The organism is Nostoc sp. UHCC 0252 (genome assembly GCF_034931145.1).
GTDB lineage: Bacteria > Cyanobacteriota > Cyanobacteriia > Cyanobacteriales > Nostocaceae > Nostoc.
Genome location: NZ_JAYGHE010000050.1, coordinates 47,750 through 59,868 on the forward strand (window position 1 = coordinate 47,750; position 12,119 = coordinate 59,868).

Annotated in this window: 9 protein-coding genes, 1 tRNA gene and 1 pseudogene; 8 read left to right on the forward strand and 3 right to left on the reverse strand. The window is 40.1% G+C overall.

Annotated features, from left to right (window positions below):
• Positions 1-433: 433 nt before the first annotated feature.
• On the reverse strand, positions 434-1,516 hold the full coding sequence (locus VB732_RS23960; RefSeq protein ID WP_323233395.1) for an NAD(P)/FAD-dependent oxidoreductase: 1,083 nt from the start codon (positions 1,514-1,516) through the stop codon (positions 434-436).
• 142 nt (positions 1,517-1,658) lie between these two features.
• On the opposite strand from VB732_RS23960, the gene VB732_RS23965 reads away from it, so the two are divergent.
• The 5 genes from VB732_RS23965 (at position 1,659) to VB732_RS23985 (ending at position 8,490) form a co-directional block, all read left to right on the forward strand.
• Positions 1,659-2,501 (forward strand): YaaW family protein, encoded by an 843-nt coding sequence (locus VB732_RS23965; RefSeq protein WP_323233396.1) that lies wholly within the window; start codon positions 1,659-1,661, stop codon positions 2,499-2,501.
• Positions 2,483-3,841 carry an O-antigen ligase family protein gene (locus tag VB732_RS23970; RefSeq protein ID WP_323233397.1) on the forward strand — a complete coding sequence of 453 codons (1,359 nt, stop codon included), beginning with the start codon at positions 2,483-2,485 and terminating at the stop codon, positions 3,839-3,841. Before VB732_RS23965 ends, VB732_RS23970 begins: the two co-directional genes overlap by 19 nt.
• A gap of 1,154 nt (positions 3,842-4,995) precedes the next feature.
• Positions 4,996-5,517 carry a Ycf51 family protein gene (locus VB732_RS23975; RefSeq protein ID WP_323233398.1) on the forward strand — a complete coding sequence of 174 codons (522 nt, stop codon included), beginning with the start codon at positions 4,996-4,998 and terminating at the stop codon, positions 5,515-5,517.
• A 553-nt stretch (positions 5,518-6,070) separates the two neighbouring features.
• On the forward strand, positions 6,071-7,261 hold the full coding sequence (locus VB732_RS23980; protein ID WP_323233399.1) for an iron-containing alcohol dehydrogenase family protein: 1,191 nt from the start codon (positions 6,071-6,073) through the stop codon (positions 7,259-7,261).
• A complete protein-coding gene (locus VB732_RS23985) occupies positions 7,258-8,490 on the forward strand; it encodes an aspartate aminotransferase (protein ID WP_323233400.1) in 1,233 nt (410 codons plus the stop codon). The genes VB732_RS23980 and VB732_RS23985 overlap by 4 nt, the downstream gene beginning before the upstream one ends.
• A gap of 326 nt (positions 8,491-8,816) precedes the next feature.
• On the opposite strand, the pseudogene VB732_RS23990 reads toward VB732_RS23985, so the two are convergent.
• Positions 8,817-9,155, reverse strand: a pseudogene (locus VB732_RS23990) (ISAs1 family transposase); the annotation flags it as partial.
• A 150-nt stretch (positions 9,156-9,305) separates the two neighbouring features.
• On the opposite strand from VB732_RS23990, the gene VB732_RS23995 reads away from it, so the two are divergent.
• The gene (locus tag VB732_RS23995) at positions 9,306-9,992 is read left to right on the forward strand and encodes a transposase family protein (protein WP_323233401.1); all 687 of its coding nucleotides are present in this window, start codon (positions 9,306-9,308) and stop codon (positions 9,990-9,992) included.
• A gap of 722 nt (positions 9,993-10,714) precedes the next feature.
• On the opposite strand, the gene VB732_RS24000 is transcribed toward VB732_RS23995, so the two are convergent.
• Positions 10,715-10,787, reverse strand: a tRNA-Ala gene (locus VB732_RS24000).
• Between the two features lie 594 nt (positions 10,788-11,381).
• Here VB732_RS24000 and VB732_RS24005 point away from each other — a divergent pair.
• Together VB732_RS24005 and VB732_RS24010 are read left to right on the forward strand one after the other, a co-directional pair.
• The gene (locus VB732_RS24005; RefSeq protein WP_323233402.1) at positions 11,382-11,645 is read left to right on the forward strand and encodes a hypothetical protein; all 264 of its coding nucleotides are present in this window, start codon (positions 11,382-11,384) and stop codon (positions 11,643-11,645) included.
• A 105-nt stretch (positions 11,646-11,750) separates the two neighbouring features.
• Positions 11,751-12,119, forward strand: a 369-nt coding sequence (locus tag VB732_RS24010; protein WP_323233403.1) for a hypothetical protein, incomplete at its 3' end; no start/stop codon positions are given.

Sequence of the window (12,119 nt, forward strand, 5' to 3'; positions counted from 1 at the left end):
GTTAAAACCATAACATTGCTCTAAAAGCGATTGACTTTTTAATCGATTTTACTTTTATATAAAAAAGTAAGCAATAGCAAAAATTATTGCATTATCCAAAATAATTAATATAAATCATTAAATACGATTAAGAGATATTGTTCAGACAAAAATTAATATATGTAGGACTGATTTTTATGCAAGTTCCATCTTCTTCTTTGATGTTGATGTTTAGAATTCACAATGATGTTCTTCCCAAAGTCCGTAAACATTTAGGGTTTTGGAAAGAACAAGCAGAAAGAATTCCGGCTCTTCAGTACTTAGTATGCTAAATTAATCTGCTAAAAAACTAAAGCCATTGCTGCACAACAAAAGCAGGCATTATTTTTAACATTTTAGGCTATTCTTGGGACTTAAGCGTTCTAAACTTGATTTTAAAGTCTAGTTTTGATGTTTAACTAATAATTTGGCATAACAGGTACTGAAGAACCAAAAAGTTCACATTATCTAAAGGTAGATCACGCAACTGATGATTAATTTCATCAGCAGCAGCTAATCCAGAAAGCATCGCACTTTCGGCAAGATTGCCGCCACACCAATCACCACAGCAAACTAAAGGTAAGGAAGTTCTGGCAGACAAAAAAGCTTCGTGCCAAGGACGGCTAGGAAAAGCATAACGCCAACGATGTACTTGCATCCATTCGGGAGTATTCAGCCAAGGAAGGGATAGAGATTCAGCTGCTCGTTGCAACATAAACTGTCCAACAGGTTCTAAATCCTGGGATTCTAAGTGGTGTTGGGCAAAATCAGCGCTACTTTGCACTACAAAATGTGGTTGTTGAGGGTTAGGACGCTTGCTACTGTCCAAACCAATCCATGCTAAATCAGCATCATCGACAAAAGTTAGAGCTTTCCACTGAGGAAGTGGTTGGGATGTGGGAGGATATCCAGCGATCGCACTAATGCAAGGATAAAATTCTACAGAACGTAAGTTATCAAGAAAGGCTGTATCTAATACACCTTCACCCAAAGATTCCAACAGCATCACAGCTTGAGGTGCAGGAATGGCGACGACTATAGCTTTTGCAGTTAATTCTTCGTTGCTAGATTCAAGAGTGATACGCCAACTATTTTCAGGAGTTGGGGTAATCGCAATGACACGTTGATTCAGTAATATTTCTAAACCAGGAGCGAGGGATTTAGCGATCGCACTCATTCCCGCAGGTGCAACATATCGCGGACTGCGGTTTTTCGGTTCAGATAAAGCGCCTGCTGTGAGTTCGTAAACCTCATCTGTCCAAACTTCGAGGATATGGCGCGATCGTAATATCTCCACAAAACGTTTAAATAATTCACCCTTTGGCTTCAGGTAACAAGCCCCATGATCGGCGCAAGTTCCATGCAAGCGGCGTGTAGCTAGTCTTCCTCCCAAACCACGGGATTTGTCCACCACTACCACAGAATATCCAGCTTGGCTTAATTGCTGGGCGCAGACTAAACCGGCCATTCCGGCACCAATCACTACAATATCAGTCATGAGTCCATAGTCCTTAGTCATTATTATTAGTTATTGGTCATTAGTATTAGTTATTATCAAAGGACAAAATCACTACTAATGACTGCTGAAAGCTAATAGTAGAATAAGGTACAGAAAGCTGCATGGAAGGGAGGAAGGGAAATTGGATGAAATGAGGGCGGCGCTAGAGTTAGCGACCGAAGAAGAATTGCAAGATTTAACGGCAATTTTATTTAGTCGTAAGTTCAATCCCCTAGATTATGTACACACACCCGAACCCATCGAAGTGCAAAGCCAAGATCGTAAAGCTTGGTTAGATTCACTAGAGGGACGCTTTCGTTTTTTGGCGGCAGATGGGATAACGGTATTACGGGGACGCACAGGGCAGGTAACTTACCGACAAGCCTTAGTTCAAGTATGTAAGTATCTAAAAATTCCCTATTCTAATCAGCTGCCAACCATTGATTTAGAAGCAGAAGTATTTCTGCATCTGCTAGGACAGGTGTGGAGAAAATTACCTGAGCAGGAAAAACAAAAATTGACTCTCCAAGTGCAGCGTCACCTTGTGCAATCAGAGCTAAAAGAACCGCTACCAATTTTATTGCAGCCTGACCCCTTGGGATTGCTTTTCAAAGGCGGTAGTGCGATCGCGGTTACTTCTCTTCTCCAACCCCTTGTACTTAAGCAAATTGCCCGTCAATTTGCCATCCACTTCGCTACATACCAAGTAGCTAGACAAGCGGCAATTACAGGCACAGAAGCAACTGCAACGCAATTTAAAAGCTATGTAGCTATGCAAATGGCGCAACGGGGTATGACAGTGAGTGCTGCTCGTTATGGGGCAACCCGCACGATGTTTGCCGTGATTGGGCCCATGATGTGGACTTGGTTTTTTGCAGATTTAGGGTGGAGAGCGATCGCCACTAACTATGGTCGGATTATTCCTACTATTTTCGCCCTAGCTCAAATTCGCCTCACTCGTGAGGAGTGTTGGGAGCCAGCTTGAACAAAGTTTCTGACTATTTCAAGTCTCGATGGCAATCTTCTTGGAACTACTCTCTATGGGGGCTGTTAATCTTCCCACTGAGTCCATTGTTGGGGGCTGTAACTATCGGTTTTGTCTCATTAATAACTTGGCTGAAACAATCCCGAAAAATTAATCGCCGCCCCCTCAACTGGGGATTTGCCCTTTTGAGCATATTGCTGATCGTGAGTGCTGCATTTGCCGATGACAAGACAACAGCTTTCCTCGGCTTATTTAATTTATTACCATTCTTTTTACTTTTCGTTGCCCATAGCGCTCTCATTCAAACCTTTGTCCAATTGCGGCAAATGGCTTGGGTTTTTGTGATCGGTTCCATACCGGTAATCATTCTTGGCTTGGGACAATTATTTTTAGGCTGGAGTTTGAAATTAGAGATTTTGTGGGTTGTGTTGGATTGGACGATCGCACCAGGAGGAAACCCACCAGGTCGCATCGCTTCATTCTTCTTGCACGCTAACACCTTGGCAGCTTATCTAACAATAGTTTTCATCCTTAGTCTAGGTTTGTGGTTAGAACAATGGCAATTATTTATTGCTTATCGAAAATTAGGCATTAGAAAAAATTCACTCCCCAATCGCCAGTTCCTAGTCCCCTTTATCTTCATAACCGTGGCGGTGATTACAAATTTCATTGCCTTAATTTTCACTAACTCGCGCAATGGCTGGGCGATCGCTATTTTTGCCTGTTTAGCTTATGCACTTTACCAAGGCTGGCGCATTCTTGTGGGTGGTGTTGCTGCGATCGTTTCTAGTGTACTTTTGGCAGCTTTTGCTCCTTCGCCAGTCGCTCAATTTTTTCGTCAGGTCGTTCCTGCTTTCTTTTGGGCAAGATTAAATGACGATATGTATCCAGATAGACCAGTCGCTTTAATGCGAAAAACCCAGTGGGGATTTGCCTGGTCTTTAGCCCAGCAACACCCCTGGACTGGCTGGGGATTACGCAGTTTTAGCAAACTCTACAAAGCACAGATGAACATTGGTTTGGGTCATCCCCATAACTTCTTTTTGATGTTATCTGCCGAAACTGGTTTTCCCAGTACTCTTTTATTTTGCGCCTTACTTGGTTGGATTTTGGTTATGGGTATTCAATTACTACGAAAGTCAAAATATATAAATACAGAAGATAGATTAATATTTTTTAGTTATCTTTTAGCCTTTGTTGGGTGGCTTCTATTGAATACAGTAGATGTAACTCTCTTCGATTTTCGTTTGAATGTACTTTCATGGTTAGTTTTAGCTGCCGTTTGTGGAGTGTTACATCGCTATAAAGAACAAGATAGACTTACATCTCATTCAAATTAGTTAGGAAACCTATTTGATTTTTGAACAAGACTCAGTACGGATGTATCCCTTCTTTTCTTCCCAATTCCCAATCCACGCAAGTAAATATGGCTACGCCACGCTGCGCGAACAGGAATCAAACCGGATTCCTATATATCAATTATCATCTTTGCGTGTATTCATGTACACATTGCTGAAAAGGCACAATTAATCCAGTGTTAGAGTATCAGATCATCGCAAGCACTGCAACTTAGAATAGCGAAATTTTTTCAGTGTATGCACTGGGGACATTTAGAGTTTTAAGTTAATAATATTACTATATTCACGTCTGTGAGTGTGACTAATACCTAATTAGTCACTGTTGCTGATTGTTGGGAAGGTGTAGGGACATCCCTTTAGGGTTTTCCTGCATGACGGGCATCTCTTGTAGATGCCCTTTTGTATGTCTGATTTTTCAGTAATTAAGTTTGAATTGCTGTATTAAATTACTGTTTAAGTTTTTGCATTATTTTGCTCATATTTTTATCAAAATTTCAGTAAGAAATTAAAATTTAATCAAAGTTTAGGGGTTTAATGCCCCAGCAATACAGGCAGCACGTTTTAATGCCTAATTAAAATCCCCGTTACAAAACGCAATTGCGAATGGGTGAAAAAGCGAATTGCGAATTGTTTAATGTGACTAACTCAGCAATGGAATGCACCGTATTATTGGGCGGCGTTTGTGGTACAAGGTGAGTGGCGTTAAAATTTTTCAGAATGAGGAAGATGAGGTGGACAAGGAGTTGACATCCTCACCGCCGTGAACGCACTCTTAAGAAGGAGTAATGAGTAATAAGTAATAAGTAATGAGTAAATACCCATTTTTCATCCACTCATTAATAAGTAATGAGTAAGAAGTAAAAAGTAATGAGTAAGAAGCAAGAAGTAAATATCCATAACTCATAACTCATTACTCATAACTCATTACTCATAACTCATAACTCATTACTCATTACTTTAAAGCCGTGCTGGAAACACGGGGTTTTAAACCCATTTTTCTGATAAACAAAACTTCCTTACTGTTAACTCAGCACTCAGAACTGTTTTGTCCAATGCCCAATGCCCAATTTTTAAGGCACATCTCGGTAAAATGGGTGTGTCGGTAACTAAAAAAAGACGCATCTATAACCAACCTTATGTTCACAACAGCTAATTTTCTTCAGTACACCCAATGGTCAGGTATAGCTACCTTGGTATTTGCTGCCATAACAGTTTTGGCTTTTATTCTCAAATGGGGCATCCGCTATCGGCTGGTGGGTACGACTGGCTTTATGCTGGTGCTGACAAGTGGTTTATTTGCACTCTCAATAGTCCCCTTGAGTCGGACTGTGATTCCAGGAGCAGCCAAGTACACTTTAGTTTATGACAATGGGTCAACACAAGCCGTGATTGCCACATCACCCCAAATTACACCCACACAATTGGAAGCAACTTTACGTCAAGCAGTTAGTAATTTGTTTTCTTCTGGTCGCTCAGGTACACGGCAAGAGGACAAGTTGACAGTTCGCGCTCGTACCATTATCCACCCGGAACCAGGAACTTCTGTACCAGTTTACTTGGGTGAAGCCAAGCGATCGCTCGTTTCTCGTGAAAATTCATTAGTCACTGTGGAAATTTACACAGACAAGTTCGCCCAATTGCCAAAACCGAACGCTTAAGGGAATCCCAATTCCAATGCTTGTTATCAGAATGACATAATTTATTTTGTATTTACCGATACATTAAGAGTTATTCTTAGATTAAGATATTCACACTTTAGTGATTTTACTGTGGAAAAAAATCAATCAGCGTGCGGGTAATAGATACTGACAGTTGTAATTTGTCAGTTGTTATATCAATTACCACTATTGACATTTTTACAATTTTTTGCGTCAAAGGGAACAGCATCAGAGTGTACATTTCTCTAGCGCACCTATCCCTAGCTGGAATGACCATTATATAAATGATTCAGTTCTCAATCACTTTTCTTGAGAATCTGAGAGTGGTAATGTTAACTAATCATACGGTTATTCAAAACTTTGATAGTTCGGAATTTCAGGCTAATGGACATCACACATTCGAGCAACCTCGTTAAATGGCTTAAGCAGTTGGCGATTAGCTCGGTTAAAACCTAGTTAAGTAAGATAGAAGTTTGTAGCTATCTGGCAACAAGCATCTCTCACAGGAAGTCTATTAGATTAAGAAATATCAAGTTTTGGCAAACTAGATTATATGTCTAATCAATTTTCTACTCAACCTTCTTTGTCTACTCAAACCTCTAGTTCATTATTTACCCTGACAATTGCCCCAGCAAAAGTAATCCGTGGTTCTGGGGTGTTGCAAGCAGCCGCAGCAGAGATCGCCTCTTTAGGAAGTCGTCCCTTAATTGTGGCAGGTGAGTCTACTCTCGCCATCAGCCGAAACAATTTGCAACCGATTTTAGAAACGCAACAGTTACATACTGTCCAAGCTTTATACAGTCCAGATTGCTGTGAGGCTAGCCTAAAATCTTTACAAAAGAAGGCAAAAGAGCATAAAGCTGATCTAATTATTGGTGTTGGTGGTGGCAAAGCCTTAGATACAGCGAAATTAGTCGCACATCAGTTACAGTTACCAGTGGTGACAATTCCGACATCAGGATCTACCTGTGCAGCTTGGAGTGCCTTGTCAAATGTTTATTCGGAAGATGGGGCGTTTCTCTACGATGTAGGGCTGTCTCGTTGTCCCGATTTATTGATACTTGATTATGATTTGATTAAAACTGCACCACAACGGACTTTAGTAGCTGGAATTGGTGATGCGATCGCTAAGTGGTATGAAGCCTCAGTTAGCAGTGGGCATTTGCAAGACACTTTAATTATTGCTGCGGTGCAACAAGCACGAGTTTTGCGAGATATCCTCTTGCAAAAGTCAGCCGCCGCCCTGAAAGAACCAGGTAGTGAGGTTTGGCGAGAAGTCGTAGACGCTACTGTTTTATTAGCTGGAGTAGTTGGGGGACTTGGAGGGGCACAGTGTCGCACAGTTGCCGCCCATGCCGTGCATAATGGTTTAACTCATATTTCAGGACATGGCAGTATTCATGGCGAAAAAGTTGCTTTTGGAATTTTGGTGCAACTGCGTTTAGAAGAAATGCTACAAGGCAATCAACTAGCCGCATCAGCACGGCAACAGTTGTTAAAGTTCTACACAGAAATTGGACTACCCCAAAAATTAAGTGACTTGGGATTGGGCAATATTACATTAGGCGAGTTGCAGACAGCCGCCGAAATTGCCCTAGTTCCTAATTCTGACATTCACCGACTACCGTTCAAAGTCGCGCCAGAACAGTTGATGGCGGCAATGGTTTCTACCACTGCACCTATAGAGAGTAAAGATATGAATCGAGTTTCGCCCAAGGGAATGAGTGACGAGGTTGAAGCATGAGTTTAGATTGGATTGTTCCAGCAGAACGTATACAAAAACTGCCACCCTATGTATTTGCCCGTTTAGATGAACTGAAAGCTAAAGCACGGGAACAAGGGTTAGATTTAATTGATTTGGGGATGGGAAACCCCGATGGTGCAACACCAGCACCAGTTGTAGAAGCTGCGATCGCCGCCTTGAAAGATCCCGCCAATCACGGTTATCCTCCTTTTGAAGGGACTGCTAGTTTCCGCCGCGCGATCACCGACTGGTATCATCGCCGCTATGGTGTGGTTCTCGATCCTGATAGCGAAGCTTTACCACTACTCGGTTCTAAAGAAGGATTAACCCATTTAGCACTTGCCTACGTTAATCCTGGCGATTTAGTTCTAGTTCCTTCCCCAGCTTACCCCGCCCATTTTCGCGGCCCGGCGATCGCAGGGGGGAAAATCCACAGCTTGATCCTCAAACCAGAGAATGACTGGTTAATTGATTTAGCTGCCATTCCTGATGAAGTTGCAAGACAAGCGAAAATTCTCTATTTTAACTATCCCAGCAATCCCACTGCTGCCACCGCCCCCCGCGAATTCTTTGAAGAAATTGTGGCGTTTGCCCGTAAATATGAAATTCTGCTGGTGCATGATTTGTGTTACGCCGAGTTAGCTTTTGATGGTTATCAACCCACTAGCTTGCTAGAAATTCCCGGCGCGAAAGATATTGGTGTGGAATTTCACACCTTATCTAAAACCTACAATATGGCTGGTTGGCGCGTTGGTTTTGTGGTGGGGAACCGCCATGTAATTCAAGGTTTGCGAACACTGAAGACTAACTTGGATTACGGTATTTTTTCCGCCTTGCAAAAAGCAGCCGAAACCGCCTTGCAACTACCAGATGTGTATTTGCACGAGGTACAACAACGCTACCGTACCCGCCGCGATTTCCTGATTGACGGGTTAGGAGAGTTGGGTTGGGATATCCCCAAAACCAAGGCGACAATGTATCTTTGGGTGAAGTGTCCCGTTGGTATGGGTTCTACTGATTTTGCCTTGAATGTGTTGCAACAAACTGGTGTTGTGCTGACTCCAGGTAATGCCTTTGGGGTTGCAGGTGAGGGTTATGTCAGGATTAGTTTGATTGCAGACTGCGATCGCTTGGGTGAAGTTTTACATCGCTTCAAGCAAGCCGGCATCCGCTATCAACCTGAAAGTGTAGTTTCTAATTCAGGAGCGATCGCTGATCTCGTTAGTTGATTAAAGGAAGAATTTTCTCCGTAAATACCTCTCTCACATATTCCATTACAATCGGTGACTGGGTATAGCCACTAGGGAAAACGCATCTTATTTACTAATCAAAACTAAGAGAGATTTCAAAATGACATAGATAATTGTAAAAATTGATTAAATGATAAATAAAATAAATGAAATATTCTCAAAAAGCATGAATTATCTTATATGAAGCTGAATGATTATTTATTGATACTAAAATAACTCAAGATTCGAGTTTATAAAACTATGTTTATTTAGAGGAAAAATGAAATTCTTCCTAAATATTCAAATTTAATTCCTGATATATAAGTTTATACTAATGCTAAAACTCTTGCTAAATAATTGTTATCCAGCCCAGCGAGAAACTGTTTATTTTTTATTCCACGTTTGACACGTTTCTCTTGACCTAAAAGATTGACTGCAATATGTCTGAGAATTGCAAAGTTCTGTGGAGCATTATCTTTCCTAATCCGACAGTCATCTTCCTTCAAGGCGACATCCAATATCCAATGTAATGAATTCTCAATTCCCCAATGACTACGAATAGAATTACCAAATTGTTTAGCATTTGACTCAAGACTACTGATAAAATAATGGGTTTCAACCGATGTTTCACCATTTAATGAACGAACTGATTCTACCATTCCAATTTACTTGTAGTTGCCCAAGCACTTACTATTTGGATTGCCAGCTACCGAAAAGCTGAAAAAATATACACAAGAGGTTTTATTGGGCTGTTCCCCAGACATAAGAATAAGGGCTGGTATAGAGAAGGTCTGTCAGAAGAAGTGCGATTGCTGATGGAGGAGCATATTGGAGAAAATTACGAGAATATCAAGCAGCCTTGTATCCGTCACGCCTACGAATCTTTCAAAGAAATATGTGATCAAAAGGGATACAAACCTCCCAGCAATGAATCCTATCGCCAAGCAGTAAGAAATCGTCCTCTTCACGAACAAATTAAAAAGCGCATGGGCGATTGCGCTGCCTATAAAGAGGAGCCTTTTTACTGGTATCTGTATCGAGAAGAAACACCTCCCCACGGCGATCGTCCCTTTGAAATTGGTCATATAGACCATACAGAGGCGGATGTTGAACTCCTCAGTTCAATTATGTTGAACCTTGGTGTTGATTACAGCAATATAAATGAGATCGCCAATATGGGAAAGGCTTGGGTGACGTTGGTAATAGATGCTTACAGTCGAAGAATATTAGCAATCTATATGACCTTTGATCCACCAAGCTATCGCTCCGACATGATAGCTTTGAGAATTTGCGTCCAGAAATACGGACGGCTTCCTCAAATAATTGTGATGGACGGAGGGCCTGATTTTAAAGGCACTTACTTTGAAGCTCTCCTTGCTTATTTCAGAATTACCAAAAAGCAAAGACCCACAGCAAAGGCCAGATATGGTTCAGTAATTGAGTCTTTCTTTGGAGTAGCTGATAAGGAGTTTTGGCACAACCTAGGGACTTCCATAAAATAAACTATTCCACCAGCAATAATGATAATCATTTTAAATGGGGGTGAAGGGGCTGCCGTCGGTAGCCCCTTCACCCCCCTTTTCTCCCCTCTTAAAATGATTATCATTATTGAAAAAACCTGTCTCTCGTTTTTCTTGGAAGAATTTATTCTTTGGAAGTCCCTTAATACAAGGGGTAAAATCTGCAAATTCTTTTCAAGCAGTGCGACTACCACCACTTCAATCAAAACCCCAGGCCAGAGCAAGTGCAAAGTCTTTTGATGCTAACAAAGTACAACAAAATCTAGAAGCAGTGCTTGAGAGTAATAGACATCTCCAAAATAGTATCATTTTGGAGATGTCTAAAGGCGATTCTTCTGAGAAATGTACAGCAGTCTTGCGATGAAGTTCGACGAATTGCCCTAAGTTTACACAATCAGGGAGCATATCCGTCTGAAGCCCGCGTTTCAAAACAGATGAGTATGCCAGTATACTTAAGATACAGAGAAGTATGTACAGCATTGAAAGAGATGCAATGCCAATTAGGCAAATGCTAACTTAAATTTTCTTCGAGCCATCAAGCAATCATTTCTTCTAGGCTTTTCCTTACTTTCCTCTCCCTCTCTTTTATGCGACAATGACAAGCATTAGTTGTCCTTTGGAAACAACAAGCATAAAGTGACCATTTTGGACAACTAGTGCTTGTTGTCGCAAACGACTTCTAACGTATTTTGGAGTCTTAATAATGGAGCTAAGCGGATTCGAACCGCTGACCCCCTCAATGCCATTGAGGTGCGCTACCAACTGCGCTATAACCCCAGAAGCCTTAATAGGCAAGCTGTTTAAGCTTTTTAATTAGTTTTATAAATTGTATTAGCTTAACTATTATGCAAGTTTATGCAAGTTAAGTCAAGACAACTTTATTAAGAAACGTAAAATGACAGCTTTAATATATTTAGTCAATATTGACACTAAAGTTTTCACTGACTAAAGTTGATACAGTCTCCAAGCGATAAATAACTCTTGGGTCGATTGTGATTAAGTTCACACCTCTTGTCTTATTCCTAATAAAGTTAGTGTGTTGTGGTATCTAAGGAAACTACAGCCACAGATTTACTTGGGCAGATTACTAAAATCAAGCATCAATAGATTCTTATCTCCTAAGAGTCTAGTTAAATGTTCTTCACCCACAACTTATATATGGAAAGTAACAACAATGGTCAGTCAGTTTTAGGGGCGTTGATTTTATTTGTACTAGTGATTGGATTACTTAAAGGTTGTAGTGGGGATGGTAGGTTTCAGTACAGATATGACGCTTGCATGGAGGGTTCTATTAAACCCACTGCCGTATTTAAAGCTATATTTGTCTGTTTGTGGGTTTAATAATTTAGTGTTACCTCGCATAACTAAAATATGAATGAACTAAATGACAATAACAAAAAAAAGGCAGGCAAGGCAATTGGAAGTATAGCTTTACTAATTGCTATTATCTTTGTATCAAAGAATTATCAAGACTACCAAAACAGAGAGGAAATACGTAAGGGTTGTGAGCAAATGAAAGTAGCTAGCCAAGAGTGGGAAAGAATAAGACGGCATAATGTGGGCCCGTTAGAAGCAATGAAATCTGGTAAAGCAATATTAATATATAATGGCTTAGACTGCGACCAGATAAAATAGATTAGTAAATTTTAGTAAAAAAAATAGTTGAATCTATTTCTAAAATTAAGTATTTCAAGCTCCTATTTTATTAAACTAACTTTTAAAATAAAAGAGGTTATAAAAGTGAAATCAGATGATAGAACTGCGAATTTAGTTTCATTTTCTTTATATTATTTGATTACTTTATCCCTTATTACCTCATTTAAGTATTCTTTTTATGTATGTGGGTTTTCATTGCTGATATGTTATGTGTTAATTTCAATTTTCTATAACTCTATTATGGGATTTTTAGCAGGTACTCCAATAGGGGTAAATAATACTACACCTATAATAAAAAATGACACAAATCTTTATATTTTTGTTGTTAGGGCTTGCTTGTTGTGGGTAGTATTAAATATTTTATATGTATTAGGGTTACAATTACATTTTAGTATTATGTTTTATTTTGGAGATGTTTTGGGATCATTTTTGATTTTAATTATATATTTATCA